This window comes from Caballeronia sp. INML1 (genome assembly GCF_023631085.1).
In the GTDB taxonomy this organism is placed as follows: Bacteria; Pseudomonadota; Gammaproteobacteria; order Burkholderiales; family Burkholderiaceae; genus Caballeronia; species Caballeronia turbans.
Window position 1 is genome coordinate 1 of the sequence record NZ_JALQDT010000006.1, and the last position, 16,654, is coordinate 16,654.

Annotated in this window: 13 protein-coding genes and 1 pseudogene; 6 read left to right on the top strand and 8 right to left on the bottom strand. The window is 63.4% G+C overall.

Annotation, left to right across the window (positions count from 1 at the left end; genetic code table 11):
• From NCR38_RS02875 to NCR38_RS02905, 7 genes and pseudogenes are all read right to left on the bottom strand, one after another.
• Window positions 1-503: pseudogene (locus tag NCR38_RS02875) on the bottom strand (transposase); the annotation flags it as partial.
• Between the two features lie 87 nt (window positions 504-590).
• Entirely contained in the window at window positions 591-1,037 is a 447-nt protein-coding gene (gene dut, locus NCR38_RS02880) for a dUTP diphosphatase (RefSeq protein WP_061118753.1), read from the bottom strand.
• Between the two features lie 11 nt (window positions 1,038-1,048).
• Window positions 1,049-2,050, bottom strand: coding sequence for an LLM class flavin-dependent oxidoreductase (locus NCR38_RS02885; protein WP_250476378.1), 1,002 nt, complete (start codon window positions 2,048-2,050; stop codon window positions 1,049-1,051).
• A 4-nt stretch (window positions 2,051-2,054) separates the two neighbouring features.
• Window positions 2,055-3,317 carry a bifunctional phosphopantothenoylcysteine decarboxylase/phosphopantothenate--cysteine ligase CoaBC gene (gene coaBC / locus NCR38_RS02890; RefSeq protein ID WP_250476379.1) on the bottom strand — a complete coding sequence of 421 codons (1,263 nt, stop codon included), beginning with the start codon at window positions 3,315-3,317 and terminating at the stop codon, window positions 2,055-2,057.
• The gene (lspA, locus tag NCR38_RS02895) at window positions 3,317-3,823 is read right to left on the bottom strand and encodes a signal peptidase II (RefSeq protein WP_061118756.1); all 507 of its coding nucleotides are present in this window, start codon (window positions 3,821-3,823) and stop codon (window positions 3,317-3,319) included. Before lspA ends, coaBC begins: the two co-directional genes overlap by 1 nt.
• Complete coding sequence (gene ileS / locus NCR38_RS02900) at window positions 3,823-6,654, bottom strand: isoleucine--tRNA ligase (protein WP_061118900.1); 2,832 nt, start codon at window positions 6,652-6,654, stop codon at window positions 3,823-3,825. Before ileS ends, lspA begins: the two co-directional genes overlap by 1 nt.
• Before the next feature lie 92 nt (window positions 6,655-6,746).
• Entirely contained in the window at window positions 6,747-7,742 is a 996-nt protein-coding gene (locus NCR38_RS02905; RefSeq protein WP_250476380.1) for a bifunctional riboflavin kinase/FAD synthetase, read from the bottom strand.
• 150 nt (window positions 7,743-7,892) lie between these two features.
• Between NCR38_RS02905 and purN the strand changes: the two genes are divergently transcribed.
• The 6 genes from purN (at window position 7,893) to nadC (ending at window position 14,777) form a co-directional block, all read left to right on the top strand.
• Window positions 7,893-8,555 (top strand): phosphoribosylglycinamide formyltransferase, encoded by a 663-nt coding sequence (gene purN, locus NCR38_RS02910; RefSeq protein WP_061118758.1) that lies wholly within the window; start codon window positions 7,893-7,895, stop codon window positions 8,553-8,555.
• The gene (locus tag NCR38_RS02915) at window positions 8,552-9,850 is read left to right on the top strand and encodes an RsmB/NOP family class I SAM-dependent RNA methyltransferase (protein WP_250476381.1); all 1,299 of its coding nucleotides are present in this window, start codon (window positions 8,552-8,554) and stop codon (window positions 9,848-9,850) included. Before purN ends, NCR38_RS02915 begins: the two co-directional genes overlap by 4 nt.
• Window positions 9,851-9,853: 3 nt before the next feature.
• Window positions 9,854-11,218, top strand: coding sequence for a mechanosensitive ion channel family protein (locus NCR38_RS02920; protein WP_250476382.1), 1,365 nt, complete (start codon window positions 9,854-9,856; stop codon window positions 11,216-11,218).
• Between the two features lie 243 nt (window positions 11,219-11,461).
• Window positions 11,462-12,658, top strand: a complete 1,197-nt coding sequence (locus NCR38_RS02925; RefSeq protein ID WP_250476383.1) for an acyl-CoA desaturase — start codon at window positions 11,462-11,464, stop codon at window positions 12,656-12,658.
• Window positions 12,659-12,777: 119 nt separating this feature from the next.
• Window positions 12,778-13,905, top strand: coding sequence for a quinolinate synthase NadA (gene nadA, locus NCR38_RS02930; protein ID WP_250476384.1), 1,128 nt, complete (start codon window positions 12,778-12,780; stop codon window positions 13,903-13,905).
• Window positions 13,905-14,777, top strand: a complete 873-nt coding sequence (gene nadC / locus NCR38_RS02935) for a carboxylating nicotinate-nucleotide diphosphorylase (protein ID WP_250476385.1) — start codon at window positions 13,905-13,907, stop codon at window positions 14,775-14,777. Before nadA ends, nadC begins: the two co-directional genes overlap by 1 nt.
• On the opposite strand, the gene nadB is transcribed toward nadC, so the two are convergent.
• Window positions 14,774-16,372, bottom strand: a complete 1,599-nt coding sequence (gene nadB / locus NCR38_RS02940; RefSeq protein WP_061118764.1) for an L-aspartate oxidase — start codon at window positions 16,370-16,372, stop codon at window positions 14,774-14,776. The genes nadC and nadB overlap by 4 nt on opposite strands.
• Window positions 16,373-16,654: the final 282 nt, after the last annotated feature.

Sequence of the window (16,654 nt, forward strand, 5' to 3'; positions counted from 1 at the left end):
GCCCGCGCTTTCTCCTTGAGCAGCGCATCGAGCTTTTTTAGGTACGCCACCTCCGCGCGCAGGTATTCGTTCTCCTTGAGCAGTTCTTCGCGCGTGCGCGCCTCTGGCGTTTTGCCTTCGGCAGGCTTGTCGGGCTGGGTAGCATTCATCTTTGGGCAACGCCCCCGCGGACGGGGCGCCAAGGCATCTATACCGCCCTCATGATACAGGCGCTCCCACGTCGCGACGCCACGCGGGTTACGCAGATCGAACAGCGCCGTCACCTGGGTGTACGACAACTCGTCCTGCCACATCCGTTCCAGCACCGACAACTTGAACTGCGCATCGTAATGGCTGTATTTCTTGCGCAGCCCCGCAACCCCATGCACACGATAGCTTGCCACCCAGCGGCGAACCATCGAGAAGCCCACTCCGTAACGCGCCCCCAATGCCCTGTAGCCGCTTTCGCCGGCAAGATATTCCTCGACAACCCGTCTTCTGAATCGCTCGCTGTACTTCGCCATGAAAAACACCCCAAAGGTTGGATCGGTATCCAACTTTTGGGGTGCAGTTCAGTTCGACCGCGCCGTTTTTTTTTGAGCTGGGAAAGCTCAATGCTTGCCCGTGCTCCCGAAACCGCCCGCGCCGCGCTCGCTCTCCTCGAAGTCCTCGACGATATTGAACGCCGCCTGCACGACGGGCACGATCACCATCTGCGCAAGACGCTCCATCGGGTTGAGTGTGAACGCGGTGTCGCCGCGATTCCATGTCGAGACCATCAGTTGGCCTTGATAATCGGAATCGATCAGCCCGACGAGATTGCCGAGCACGATGCCATGCTTGTGGCCGAGGCCCGAGCGCGGCAGGATCATCGCGGCGTAGCCTGGATCGGCGAGATGAATGGCGAGGCCGGTCGGCACGAGCACGGTCTGGTGCGGCTCGATGACGAGCGGCGCATCGAGACACGCGCGCAGATCGAGACCCGCGCTGCCGGGCGTGGCGTAGGCGGGCATGAAGTCGCGCATGCGCGCGTCGAGAATCTTGACGTCGAGTTTCATGGATCGAGGCTTCAGCGGCCGAGCTCGAAGGCGTCGGCCAAAAGTTGATAGGACCGCGTGCGTGCGGCGTAGCTGCCGGAGACCGTCAGAACGATCAATTCGTCGGCGTTGAATTGTTCCTGCAGCGCGTGCAGTTTTTCCGTCACACGTTCCGGCGTGCCGATGATGCTGCGCGCTTTCTCATGCGCGATCACCGCGAGCTCGCGCTCTCCGTAGACCTGCGAGATGCCTTGTGCGATCGATGGAATCGGCTGATTGAGCCCGTACGCCATCTGCACGCGGCGCAGGTCGACCGCGCGCTCGAGCGCTTCGGCTTCGCGATCCGTATCGGCGCAAATCACGAACACGGCGGCGGCGAGATAAGGCTTCTCCTCGTGACCCGGCGTGAAGCGCTCGCGATACGCCTGCGCCACGCGATCGCCATATTGCGCGTTGATGAAATGCGCGAACGCGAACCGAACGCCGAGCTGCGCGGCAAGCAAGCCGCCGAAATCGCTCGAGCCGAGCATCCACAGTTCGGGACGCGTGTCGATCTGCGGTTGCAGCAGGACGCCTTTGGCGAGCGAATCGTCGGGAATGTTGCCGCTGAAGAGGGCGATCAGCTCGGCGACTTGCTGCGGAAAGATATCGCCACGATTGTACGAACCTGCCGCGACCGCCTGCGCCGTTCGCATGTCGCCGCCGGGTGCGCGGCCGACGCCGAGATCCACGCGATTCGGGAACAGCGCTTCGAGCATCAGGAATTGCTCGGCGATCTTGAACGACGAGTAATACGGCAGCATCACGCCGCCCGAACCAATGCGGATGCGCTTCGTGAGACTACCGATGCGCGCGAGCATCACTTCGGGACACGGATTCGACACGCCGTACAGGCCGTGATGCTCCGCGCACCAGTAGCGCGTGTAGCCGAGATCGTCGGCGAGCTGCGCGAGATCGAGCGTCGCCGCGATGGCGTCGGCGGCGCTGTGGCCGTGGATGACCGGCGTCTGATCGAGAACGGAGAGCTTTGTCATCGTGTCAGGACAGCAGCTGGCCGCCGGCTTTCGGCGCGCGCTTTGCGATTTCCGCGATCAGCGTGCGCGCGAGTGCCTGCTTGCCGGCGCGCGGCAGCGGCGTCGTGCCGCGCTCTTCGAAAAGAACGACTTCGTTGTCGTCCTGACCGAACGTCAGCTGTCCGATATTTCCAATGAGCAGCGGCACGCCCTTGCGCTCGCGCTTCTGGGCGCCGTGGACCTCGAGATCGCCGCTTTCGGCCGCGAAGCCGACGCAGTAGGGCGGATTCGGCTGCTTTGCCACCGTCGCGAGAATGTCCGGATTCTCGACGAAGTTGAACGTGGGCATCGCGTCCGCAGTTTTCTTGATCTTTTGCTCGCTGACATGATCCACGCGCCAGTCCGCGACTGCCGCCACCGCGATGAAGATGTCCGCGTCAGGCGTCGCGGCCATGACGGCGTCGTGCATCTGTTGCGCGGTCTGCACGTCCTCGCGATACACGCCCCACGGCGTCGGCAACGACACCGGACCGGCGACGAGATGCACGTCCGCGCCTGCCTGCGCTGCCGCGCGCGCGAGCGCGAAGCCCATCTTGCCCGACGAACGATTGGTGATGCCGCGCACCGGATCGAGCGGCTCGAAAGTCGGGCCCGCCGTGATGAGCACGCGCTGGCCGCGCAGAATTTTCGGCTGGAAGAACGCGCAGATCGCTTCGAACGCGGCTTCCGGCTCGATCATGCGGCCGTCGCCGACTTCGCCGCACGCCTGCGAACCCGAATCCGGTCCGAGAACTTCGACGCCGTCAGCGCGAAGCTGCGCGACGTTGCGTTGGGTCGCCGGGTTCTGCCACATTTGCCGGTTCATCGCCGGAACCACGAGCAGTGGACAGTCGCGCGCGATGCATAGCGTCGAGAGCAGGTCGTCGCACATGCCGTGCGCGAGTTTTGCGAGAAAGTCGGTGGAGGCGGGCGCGATGACGATGGCATCCGCCTCGCGCGAGAGATCGATATGCGGCATGTTGTTCGGCATGCGCGCATCCCACTGCGACGTGTAGACGGGACGGCCCGAAAGCGCCTGCATCGTGACGGGTGTGATGAACTGCGTGGCCGCTTCCGTCATCACGATCTGCACGGTCGCGCCGGCCTTGATGAGCAAGCGCGTAAGTTCGGCGATCTTGTAACAGGCGATGCCGCCGGTCAGACCTAGAACGAGATGTTTGCCCGCGAGTTCCAATTTGCCTCCATCGCAAAAGAACACGGCTCCGAGGAAGGAGCCGCACGTGAACATCAACGCGAACCGCGCACGCGCCGCAGTTCGTCGAACACCAGCAACACCGCGCCGATGGTAATGGCGCTATCGGCGAGATTGAACGCCGGCCAGTGCCACGCTTTCACGTGAAAATCCAGAAAGTCGATGACGTGCCCGTACGCGATCCGGTCGATCACGTTGCCGATCGCGCCGCCCATGATGAGCGCGAGCGCCGTGCAGAAGAGCCGCTGCCCCGAATGCCTCTTGAGCAGATAGCAAATCACGATTGCCGCGACGACGCCCAGCGCCGTGAACGCCCAGCGCTGCCAGCCGCCCGCCATCGCGAGGAAGCTGAACGCCGCGCCGCGGTTGTAGACGAGCAGCAGGTTGAAGAAAGGCGTGAGCGCGTGAGGTTCGCCGTAGGCGAACACGCGCTGCACGGCGATCTTCGTCAACTGGTCGAACAGGATCACGATGAGCGCAACGCCGAGCCACGGCGCAAGCGATCCACTGCTGGAAGTTTGTTTCGCCATCGTTCGAGCCATTATGCTGCGCCTCGCGTTTCACCGGCGCCGAAGAGATTGGAGAAGCAGCGGCCGCACAGACCCGGATGGTCCGCGTGCGAGCCGACGTCCGCGCAGTAGTGCCAGCACCGCTCGCACTTCATGTAGCTCGATGCCGTGACATCGACGCCTTCTTCCGCTTCGCCCGCGACCTTTTCCAGTCGAGCCGATGACGTGATGAGCACGAAGCGCAGCGCATCGCCGAGGCTTGCAAGTGCGTCGTAACGCGCGCCGCTCGCGCGGACCGTCACTTCGGCTTGCAGCGACGAGCCGATCTGGTTCGCCGTGCGCGCTTCTTCCAGCGCCTTCGTCACGTCGCCGCGCGCATGGCGGATGAGCGTCCACTTGTCGAGCAGTTCGCCGCCGTTCGCGATGTCCGGATACGTCGCGAAGACTTCATTGAAGATCGTGTCCTGACCGGGCTTGAGCACCTTGTACGCTTCTTCCGCCGTGAACGAAAGATACGGCGCGACCAGGCGCAGCAGGCCATGCGCGACGTAATACAACGCCGTCTGCGCACTGCGGCGCTCGCGCGAATCGGCCTTCGTCGTGTAGAGACGGTCCTTCAACACGTCGAGATAGAAGCCGCCGAGGTCTTCCGAGCAGAACGTAGCGATCTTCGCGACGACTGGATGAAACTCGTACTTCTCGTAATGCGAGAGCGCGTCGTCCTGAAGGTTGTGCGTGAGTGCGACCGCATAGCGATCGATTTCGAGCCAGTTTTCCACCGGCACCGCGTCTTTCGCGAAGTCGAAGTCCGACAGGTTTGCGAGCAGGAAGCGCAACGTGTTGCGGATACGGCGATACGTTTCCGTTACGCGCTTCAGGATCTCTTCGGAGATCGCGAGTTCGCCGGAATAGTCCGTCGACGCGATCCACAAGCGGATGATTTCCGCGCCGAGGCGATTGGACACCTCATGCGGATCGATGCCGTTGCCGAGCGACTTCGACATCTTGCGGCCTTCGCCATCGACGGTGAAGCCGTGCGTGAGCAGCGCGTCGTAGGGCGGACGGCCGTCGAGCATCGAAGCCGTGAGCAGCGACGAATGGAACCAGCCGCGATGCTGATCCGAGCCTTCGAGATAGAGGTCGGCCGGGAATTGCAGCGAATCCTTGTGCGAACCGCGCAGCACGTGCCAGTGCGTCGTGCCGGAGTCGAACCACACGTCGAGCGTGTCGCGGTTCTTCTCGTACATGTTGGCGTCGTCGCCGATCAGTTCTCGCGGATCGAGCGATTGCCACGTCTCGATGCCGCCTTCCTCGACGCGCTTCGCCACTTCCTCGAGTAGCTCCAGCGTGCGCGGATGCAGCTCGCCTGTCTCCTTGTGCACGAAGAACGCCATCGGCACGCCCCATTGGCGCTGGCGCGAGAGCGTCCAGTCCGGACGGTTCGCGATCATGCTGTACAGACGCTGCTTACCCCACGACGGGTAGAACGCGGTGTTCTCGACGCCTTCGAGCGCGGTCTCGCGCAGCGTCTTGCCGCCGTCCTTGGGCGTGACATCCATGCCCGCGAACCATTGCGATGTAGCGCGATAGATGATCGGCGTCTTGTGACGCCAGCAGTGCATGTAGCTGTGCGTGTACTTCTCGCTCTTGAGCAGCGAGCCCGCGCCTTGGAGCGCTTCGACGATCTGCGGATTCGCTTTCCAGATCGACAGCCCGCCGAAAAGCGGCAGCGATTCGATATAGCGGCCATCGCCCATCACCGGGTTGATGATGTCGGCATCCGCCATGCCGTGCGCCTTGCACGACACGAAGTCTTCGACGCCATACGCCGGCGACGAGTGCACGATGCCCGTACCGCTTTCGGTCGTCACGTAGTCGCCGAGATAGACGGGCGCGGTGCGCTTGTAACCCGGGTGCGCGGCCGCGAGCGGATGATGGAAGCGCAGGTTGGCGAGCTGTTCGCCGGTCGCCGTCGCGATGATTTCGCCCGTCAGGCCGTAGTTCTCCAGGCACGCTTCGACGCGTTCTTGCGCGAGGATCAGCAAGCCGCGCGACGTATCGACGAGCGCGTAGACAATCTCCGGATGCACGTTCAACGCCTGGTTGGCGGGAATGGTCCAGGGCGTCGTCGTCCAGATGACGATGCCGCCTTCCGCTTTCGGCAGCGCGTTCAGGCCGAACGCCTGCGCGGTCTTCTCCGGCTCGGCGAAGGCGAACATGACGTCGATGGTCGGATCGGTCTTGTCCTTGTATTCGACTTCCGCCTCGGCGAGCGCGGAGCCGCAATCGAAGCACCAGTTCACCGGCTTCAGGCCGCGGAACACGAAGCCTTTCTCCATGATCTTGCCGAGCGCGCGGATTTCGCCCGCCTCGTTGGCGAAGTTCATCGTCTTGTACGGATTGTCCCAGTCGCCCAGAACGCCGAGACGCCGGAAGCCGGCCTTCTGCTTCTCGATCTGCTCGCCCGCATAGGCGCGCGCCTTTTGCATCACTTCAGCGGCGGGCAGCGACTTGCCGAACTGCTTTTCGATCTGGATTTCGATCGGCATGCCATGGCAATCCCAGCCCGGCACGTAGACCGCGTCGAAGCCGGCGAGATTGCGCGCCTTGACGATCATGTCCTTCAGGATCTTGTTGACCGCGTGCCCAAGGTGGATGTCGCCGTTCGCGTACGGCGGGCCGTCGTGCAGGATGAACTTCTTGCGGCCCTTGGAGGCGGCGCGGATCTTCTCGTAGATCTTGTTGTCCTGCCATTCCTTGACCCACGCGGGTTCGCGCTTGGGCAGGTCGCCGCGCATCGGGAAGGGCGTGTCGAGCAGGTTGACGGGATACTTCGAAGAGGCTTTCTCTTTCTTGTCGCTCATGAATGACTCGGTGAATTCGGTGAGACGGCGCTTGTCTTGGCGCGCGATGATTCGGAGGCGGGGCAGCGGGCGGCGCATGATGCGCCGCGCGCTCACCTAATTCGGTCGGTCGCCGAAATGGCAAAGCCCGTGGCACGGCTGCCGGCGTTGCTTGCGGGCGGAAGGCCGAAGTACGCGCGCGCGTTGTCGACATCCTTCGCGATCGCGGCGGACAACTTATCGAGGTCGACGTATTTCTCTTCGTCGCGCAGCTTCTTCAGGAATTCGACCCGCACGAGCTTGCCGTACGCGTCGCCGTGCCAGTCGAGCACGAAGACTTCGAGCAGCACGCGGCCGGAGTCGTCGACGGTCGGACGCAGGCCGAGGCTCGCGACCGCGGGCAGCGGTTCATCGGCGAGGCCGTGCACGCGCACCACGAAAATGCCCGCGAGCGCCGGCCGTTTGTGCGCGATCGGCAGGTTCAGCGTCGGAAAGCCGAGATCGCGGCCGAGCTTCGCGCCGTGCACGACGTGCCCGCTGATGATGTACGGCCGCCCGAGGGCGACCTGCGCGGCGTCGAGATCGCCCGCGACGAGCGACGTGCGCACCGACGACGATGAAATGCGCGCGCCGTTCGGATGCGCGACCGTGGCCATCTGCTCGACTTCGAAGCCGTACTTGTCGCCGGCGGCTTTGAGTGAATCGAAATTGCCCGCGCGTTTGGCGCCGTAGCAGAAGTCGTCGCCGACCATGACCCAGCGCGCATGCAGGCCATCGACGATGACATTCTTCACGAACGTATCAGGCGATTGTCCGGCGAACGTCTTGTTGAAATGCTCGACCACCACGCGGTCGACGCCGTTGGTGCGCAATGCTTCGAGCTTGTCGCGCAGCATCGCGATGCGCGGCGGCGCGCCCGCCGGATTGAAGAACTCGCGCGGATGCGGCTCGAAGGTCATCACGCACACCGGCAGGCCGCGCGCATCGGCGGCCGCCCGCACGTGCGCGAGCAGCGCCTGGTGACCGCGATGGACACCGTCGAAATTGCCGATGGTCAGTGCGCAGGGCGCCCGGCTTTCGGCATTGGGGAGGCCGCGAAAGACTCTCACGATAGGCGATGGTCGATGGGAGGGGCTGATGCTGCAAAGCGTTAGATTATAAACGCTCGCACGGGACGACGGGCGCGAGCGGCCCGGCTCGACGCCTGACCGACCCAGTTTGGCACGATTCTCGCACCGTCCGAATGATAAAATCCGCGGATGAAAAAAATCGTCATTCTGATCTCCGGACGCGGGAGCAACATGGAGGCCGTCGTGCGTGCGTGCGCGCGCGAAGGCTGGCCGGCCCGCATCTGCGCGGTCATTTCCAACCGGCCCGATGCCGCCGGATTAGGCTTTGCGGCCGCGAACGGCATCGAAACAAAGGTGGTGGATCATCGTCGGTTCGACGCTCGCGAATCGTTCGATGCCGCGCTTGCGCATGAGATCGATCGCTTCGAGCCCGATCTCGTCGTGCTGGCGGGCTTCATGCGCGTGCTGACCGACGCCTTCGTCGCGAAATACGCGGGGCGCATGCTCAACATCCATCCATCGCTCCTGCCGAGTTTTCCGGGCTTGCGCACGCATCAGCAGGCGCTCGACGCCGGCGTGCGCGTGCACGGCGCGAGCGTGCATTTCGTGACGCCGACGCTCGATCACGGGCCGATCGTCGCGCAAGCAGCGGTGCCCGTCGTCGCCGGCGACGATGCCGCGGCGCTCGCCGCGCGCGTGCTGAAGGTCGAGCACGACATCTATCCGCGCGCGGTGCGCTGGTTTATCGAAGGGCGTCTTTCTATCGAAGGGGAGCGCCAGGATGGGCGTGTGGTGCTCACGCCGTCTGAGCCGCAATGGCTCTTTGCCGACATTGCCGGGGAGGGCGTATGAGGCTGCATGGATTTCTGATTGGTCAAACCGAAACGCTGCTCGCGGATGTGCTGCGCTTTTCCGGCCCCGCCGATGCCGCGACGAGCCGCTTCTTTCGCGCCCATCCGAAGCTCGGACATGGCGAGCGCGGCGTGATCGCCGAAGCTGTCTTCGCCGTGCTGCGCCGGAAGATGGAGTTTTCTCACCTGGCGGAAAGCGGCAGCGGCAACCAGGCGCGCCGCCTCGCGCTGCTCGGGCTGATGCAAACCGCCGGCCTGAATGCGCTGAAGCCGTTCGTATCGGCGGACGAGTATCAATGGCTCGCGCAAGTCTCGAAGATCGATCCGGCGAGCCTGCCGGTGCGCGTGCGCACGAACCTGCCGCAGTGGATCTACGACGCGATGGCCAAGCGCTTCGCGCCCGAGGAACTCGCGCAGCTTGCCGCCGCGCTGAACTATCCCGCCCCGCTCGATCTGCGCGTGAATCCGATCAAGGCGAGCCGCGAAATCGCGCTGAAGGCGCTGACCGAGGCGGGCATCGACGCGGGCGAAATGCCATTCGCGCCGTTCGGCATCCGCGTGGACGGCAAGCCCGCGCTCACGCGTCTCGCGCCGTTCCAGGAAGGCTGGATCGAGGTGCAGGACGAAGGCAGCCAGTTGCTCTGCTCGCTGATGGCCCCGCGCCGTGGCGAGATGATCGTCGACTTTTGCGCGGGCGCGGGCGGCAAGACGCTCGCGCTCGGGGCGATGATGCGTTCGACCGGCCGTCTCTACGCCTTTGACGTGTCCGATCGCCGGCTCGCCAAGCTTAAGCCGCGTCTCGCGCGCAGCGGTCTGTCGAACGTCAATCCGGTGTTGATCGACAGCGAGCATGACGCGAAGATCAAGCGTCTCGCGGGCAAGATCGATCGCGTGCTCGTCGATGCGCCGTGCTCCGGCCTCGGCACCTTGCGTCGCAATCCCGACCTGAAGTGGCGCCAGTCGCCCGCGACCGTCGCCGAGCTCATGCCCAAACAGCTCTCGATCCTGACGAGCGCGGCGCGCCTCGTGAAGACCGGCGGCCGTCTCGTCTACGCGACGTGCTCGATGCTCGAAGCTGAAAACGAAAGCGTCGTGAAGCAGTTCCTCGAAGCGCATCCGAACTTCCGCGTCGTGCCGGCGCGCGACGTGCTGGCGGAACAGCGCATCGATCTGGACACCGGCGAGTATTTGTCGCTCTGGCCGCACAAGCATGGCACGGACGGCTTCTTCGCGGCCGTGCTGGAGCGCGTGCCCGACGCCGCGAAGGCGCCGAAGGCGGCTGAAGAAACTGCCTAAGCAATGCAGAACCACTTCCTGAGCGAACTCTCCGCGCGGCTCTTCCGCGATTTCGGCGAGCCGGAAGTGATCTGGCAGGTGGCGGTTCTGCTCGGTCTGCTCGTAGTCGCCTGGTGGTGCGCGCGTCTGCTTCGCAAGAAGCTGGATGCGCGCCGCCAGTCGCGATTCGAAGCCGTTCGTTTCGGCGCGGAAAGTCTCAACAAGGCGCTGTTCCCGTTGCTTGGCACGGTTTTCGTGTCGATCGCCCAGGTCGTGCTGGCGCCGTTCATCCATACGTCGTTCCTGCGTCTCTCGCTCGTGCCGCTATGCGGCATCACCGTCATCTATACGATGTTCTATGTCGCGCGGCGCGTGTTCAGCCGCGGCCAGACGGAGCACGAGGCGAACGCGCTGCTCTATCTGTTCGAGAAGCTCGTGACGGTGATCGTCTGGATAGCGATGGTGCTCACCGTGATGGGCATCCAGGACGATGTCGTGCACTGGATGGCGAGCGTGCGCTTCAATTTCGCGAACGCGCACATGACGCTGCTCTCGCTCGCCTCCGGCGTGCTGTGGGTGTGCGTGACGCTGATCGTCGCGATGTGGGCGGGCGCGCTGCTCGACGATCGCCTGATGCGCGCGCGCTCGCTCGACGCGAATCTCAAAGTGGTGCTCGCGCGCGTCGGCCGGGCGCTGATGATTCTCGCTGCGATTCTGGTGAGCCTGTCCATCGTCGGAATCGACATCACGGTGCTCGGCGTGTTCGGCGGGGCGCTCGGCGTTGGGCTCGGTTTCGGCTTGCAGAAAATCGCGAGCAATTATGTGTCGGGCTTCATCATTCTACTGGACCGTTCCTTGCGGCTAGGTGACATGATCAATGTGAGCGGAAATCAGGGCACGGTCACGCAGATTCGCACGCGCTACACGGTCGTGCGTGGGCTGGACGGCATCGAAACATTGATTCCGAACGAAAAGCTCATCACCGACGTGGTTCAAAACCATTCGTCGTTCCTTACACGCGGCAACGCGAAGATTGCGGTGCAGGTGAGCTACCGGTGCGATGTCGAGCGCGCGATGCAACTGCTCGTCGAGGCGACGCAGGGCGTGGAGCGCGTGCTGCAAGACCCGGCGCCCGCTGCGCTGCTGTCGAGTTTTGGCGCGGACGGGATTAATCTCGAACTGAGTTTCTGGATCGAGGAGGCCGCGAAGGGCACGGGCGGCGTCAAGTCGCAGGTCAATCGCGCTGTTTGGCGGTTATTCTGCGAGCATGGCATTGAAATCCCGTACGCGCAGCGCGACATAAGAATTCTCGGCGATGCCGGTACGGTGAGCAGCAGATCGGTACTAAATGCCGAACGAGGCGACCAAGGCGCTGCACCTGTCGCCTGAATGCCGATCGGCAGAGTTGCGATCCCTCGATTTGCCCGATGAATCAACACCAATTCGGGGCGTGAGTTTTCCCTTGTTTCGGTACGATTCAAAAAATTTCACCTTTAGGACAAAGACTTGGAACGCATGCAGTAAAATGCGATCGAACCTGCGCACGTTCCTTTCACGTGCACAACAAGTTGCTCGAAGTCAGTTTTGACTGGCCATTTTTCCCGAATTTCACAGCTATACAGGTAAACCGCCTTGCTGAATTCTTCTCTCGAATTTCTCGCCAACGGATTGCTGGACTTTTCCTGGTGGCAGATTCTGCTGTTCACGCTTGCGATGACGCACGTCACGATCGCCGGCGTCACGATCTATCTGCACCGTTGCCAGGCGCACCGCGCGCTGGATCTGCATCCCGTTGCGAGCCACTTCTTCCGCTTCTGGCTGTGGATGACCACGGGCATGCTGACCGGCCAGTGGGCGGCGATCCACCGCAAGCATCACGCGAAATGCGAGACCGAGGAAGATCCGCACAGCCCGCAGACGCGCGGCATCTGGAAGGTGCTGCTCGAGGGCGCGGAGCTCTATCGCACCGAAGCGAAGAATGAAGAAACCATGCGCAAGTTCAGTCACGGCACGCCGAACGACTGGATCGAACGCAACGTCTACACGCGTTATCCGATTCTCGGCATCAGCATCATGATGGTCATCGACGTCGCGCTGTTCGGCATCGTCGGTCTGTCGGTGTGGGCCGTGCAGATGATCTGGATTCCGTTCTGGGCGGCCGGCGTCGTCAACGGTCTCGCTCACTTCTGGGGCTATCGCAACTTCAACTCGGCGGATGCGTCAACGAACATCTTCCCGCTCGGCATTTTGATTGGCGGCGAAGAGCTGCATAACAATCACCACACGTTCGCGACCTCCGCGAAGCTGTCGAGCAAGTGGTACGAGTTCGACATCGGCTGGATGTATATCCGCCTGATGTCCATGGTCGGCCTCGCGAAGGTGAAGAAGGTCGCGCCCACCCCGAAGCTCGCGGCGAGCAAGGCAGTCGTTGATCAGGACACGTTGCAGGCCGTGCTGTCGAACCGTTACGAAGTGATGGCGCGTTACGGCAAGGCGCTCAAGCGCGCCTACGCGCAAGAACTGGCGAAGCTGAAGGAAGCCGGCGCGCGCGAGAAGTATCAGTTGATGCGCGGCGCGCGCAAGTGGTTCCACAAGGAAGAGGACGGCTTGGACGAGCCGCAGCTCAAGCAACTTCCGGAACTGACGTCGGATAACCAGAAACTGCGCACGTTCATCGAACTGCGCAAGGACTTGTCGGCCATGTGGGATCGCTCCAATGCGTCGCGCGAGCAACTGGCGACGCAGTTGCAGGACTGGTGCCATCGCGCGGAAGAGAGCGGCATCAAGGCGCTGCAGGACTTCGCTTTGCGTCTGCGCCGCTACGCCTGAGGCGCGATATCCGTTAAAATTTATGAACGTCACAAGACCCCGCTCTGGCGGGGTCTTTGTTTTTGGGCGGCCGATTTTCGCATTTCGTTTTGCTTGAGTTGCAAGTGGGGACAGGAGACATGGAAGCGATCAGAAGCGTCGAGTACGACCGGCCGCAAGGCCTGACTTGTGGGGTGGGCGAGGCGTGGGCGCGAGTGCCGGACGCACCATCGGCCGAAAAGCGGCGCGAGCTGAAGGAACGCATTCGCGCGCTGCTGCGGCGGGAAGAGGCGGTTCTGGTCGCGCATTATTATGTCGATGCCGAACTGCAGGAACTCGCCGACGAAACCGGCGGCTGCGTCGCCGATTCGCTCGAAATGGCGCGCTTCGGGCGTGACCATGCAGCGAAGACGCTGGTCGTCGCGGGAGTGCGCTTCATGGGCGAGACCGCCAAGATCCTCAGCCCGGGCAAACGCGTGTTGATGCCCGATCTCGACGCGACTTGCTCGCTCGATCTCGGCTGCCCCGCCGACGAGTTTTCCGCCCTCTGCGACGCGCATCCCGATCGAACCGTCGTTGTGTATGCGAACACGAGTGCGGCCGTGAAGGCGCGTGCGGACTGGATGGTGACGTCGTCGATCGGGCTCGAAATCGTCGCCGATCTTCACGCGCGCGGCCAAAAAATCCTGTGGGCGCCAGACCGTCACCTCGGCAGTTACATCCAGAAGAAGACCGGCGCGGACATGCTGTTGTGGCAGGGCTCGTGTCTCGTCCACGACGAGTTCAAGGGTATCGAGCTCGACCTGCTGCGTAATGAATACCCCGACGCGAAGATCCTCGTGCATCCAGAATCGCCGGAAGGCGTCGTGGCGCTTGCTGATGTCGTCGGCTCGACCACGCAATTGATCGACGCCGCCGTGAAGCTCGACGCGAAGCGCTTCATCGTCGCGACGGATCTCGGCATCCTGCACAAGATGCGGCTGGCCGCGCCGGGCAAGACGTTCATCGAAGCGCCGACCGCCGGCAACAGCGCGACCTGCAAGAGCTGCGCGCACTGCCCGTGGATGGCGATGAACGGCCTGGCAAACCTCGCCGATGTCCTGGAACGCGGTCACAACGAGATCCACGTCGATCCGGCTATCGGATTGCGCGCGCGCGTGCCGATCGACCGCATGCTCGACTTCGCCGCGCGTCATAAGCAGCGCGTGCAAGCGAGCGGCGATCTGGCGAAAGATACGTCCCTGTTCACGAATGTGGGGGCGGCGTGATGGCTTTTTCGCCCGTTTTTGACGAAGTCCGCGCCCAATACGGCGAAGCGTTTGACACGGCGCTCGCGCGCAATGTCGTCGATGCGCTCGACGAAGACGTCGGCGCCGGCGATCACACCGGCCGTCTCGTGCCCGCGGACGCGCGACGCACCGCGCGCATCATCGTGCGCGAGGAAGCGGTGTTGTGCGGCGTGGCGTGGTTCGATGAAGTGATGCGTCGCGTCGATCCGTCGATCGAAGTCGAATGGCAGTATCGCGAAGGCGATCGCATGACGGCGAATTCGCCCGTCGTGCTGCTGAACGGTCCCGCGCGCTCGCTGCTGACGGCGGAGCGCAACGGTCTCAATTTTCTGCAATTGCTGTCGGGCGTCGCGACCGCGACGCGCCGGTACGTCGAGGCGATCGAAGGCACGCACGCGCGCATCCTCGATACGCGCAAGACGTTGCCGGGCCTGCGGCTCGCGCAGAAGTATGCGGTGCGCGTGGGAGGCGGCGCGAACCAGCGCCTCGCGCTCTACGACGGCATTTTGATCAAGGAAAACCACATCGCGGCCGCTGGCGGCGTGGGCGCGGCGATGGACGCGGCGCTCGCGCTGAACGCGGGCGTGCCGATTCAAATCGAAGTGGAAACACTCGAGCAACTCGAAACGGCGCTGGCGCACCGGGCCGAATCGATTCTGCTCGACAACTTCACGCTGGACATGATGCGCGATGCCGTGCGCATCACCGCGGGCCGCGCGTTGCTCGAAGTGTCCGGCGGCGTGAACTTCGACACGGTTCGCGCGATCGCGGAAGCCGGCGTCGATCGCATCTCGATCGGCGCGCTCACGAAGGACGTGCGCGCGACCGATTTTTCGATGCGCCTGCTCTAAATACTCGTGCGGCGGGCGACCGGCGGCATCAGCACGGTCGGCAGCGCCTTCGGTAAAGTCTCGGGCCAGTCGCGGCTGTAGTGCAAGCCGCGGCTCTCGCGCCGGGAGCACGCGCTTTCGACGATCAGCGACGCCACATCAACGAGATTGCGCAATTCCAGCAGATCGCGGCTCACCTTGAAGTTCGCGTAATACTCGTGGATCTCGTCGCGCAGCATGGCAAGCCGATGTTGCGCGCGCGCGAGGCGCTTGTCCGTGCGCACGATGCCGACGTAGTTCCACATCAGGCGTCGCAGTTCATCCCAGTTATGCGCGACGACGACTTCCTCGTCCGGATCGGACACGCGGCTTTCGTCCCAGTCGGGTAATTCCGCGTGACAGCCGTTGGAGAATCCGTCAGCTTCGATCGCCTGCGCGGCCGCGCGACCGATCACGAGGCACTCGAGCAGGGAATTACTCGCGAGCCGGTTCGCGCCGTGCAGACCCGTGCACGACGTCTCGCCGACCGCATACAGCCCGAGACGATCCGTGCGCCCCGCGAGATCGGTGACGACGCCGCCGCACGTGTAATGCGCGGCGGGCACGACCGGAATCGGCTCCTTCGCGATATCGATGCCGAATTCGCGGCAGCGCGCGAGGATCGTCGGAAAGTGCTCTTCGAGAAACGCGCGCGGCTGGTGGCTGATATCGAGATACACGCAGTCGATGCCGCGCTTCTTGATTTCGAAATCGATCGCACGCGCGACGATATCCCGCGGCGCGAGTTCGGCGCGCTCGTCGTGCGCGGGCATGAAGCGCGTGCCATCGGGCAGGCGGAGGAGGCCGCCTTCGCCGCGCACCGCCTCGGAGATGAGGAACGACTTCGCGTAGGGGTGAAAAAGGCACGTCGGATGGAACTGGATGAATTCCATGTTCGCGACGCGGCAGCCCGCGCGCCACGCCATTGCGATACCGTCGCCGGTCGCGGTGTCGGGGTTCGTCGTGTAGAGATAGACTTTGCCCGCGCCGCCCGTCGCGAGGACGGTGTGCGGCGCCTGAATGGTGACAGTGCGGCCGGTATTCAGATCGAGCGCGTAAAGTCCGTGGCAGCGATGGCCGGGCAGCCCGAGACGATCCGACGTGATCAGATCGATCGCGTAATGATCTTCGAGAACGGTAATGTTGGGATGGTTGCGCACACGTTCGCCGAGCGTCGTGACGACCGCGTGGCCGGTCGCGTCCGCCGCGTGGATGATCCGGCGGTGACTATGACCGCCTTCCCGCGTCAGATGAAAGCCGAGTTCGGCTGAGACGTCGCGCGTGAAGGGCACGCCTTCCTCGATGAGCCATTCGATCGCCGCGCGCCCGTTTTCGACGATGAAGCGCGTCGCGGCTTCGTCGCACAGGCCGCCGCCGGCTACGAGCGTATCCTCGACGTGGTTGTCGACGCTGTCGGCGGAATCCAGTACGGCCGCGATGCCGCCCTGTGCCCAGTCGCTCGCGCCGACGCTCGCGCCGCGCTTTGCGAGGATCGCGACGCGACGCGTCTCAGCCAGATTCAGCGCGACGCTCAAACCTGCGAGTCCGCTCCCTACGATCGCTACATCGAAATTCATGCTGCCGGTTCTCCGTCCGTGTTCTCGTCGATAGCCGGAAAGCATAACCCGCATGAACATTCAGTGACAGCGAAAACCCCCGCACGGTCGTGTGTAAAGCGCGTGAGAAAGCGCGCGCCATAAAACAAAAAGCCCCGCATTTGCGGTAATGCCGTTCAGTTAAGGTCTTTTCTTAGATAACGAACGGTGTACCGTTTAGGGCGGGATTTGACGACCCGGTCGCATGCGCGTCCGGGTCGTTTTTCGTTGGGGAGAGACTTGAGCCTTTCGCGCAGGCGCTGA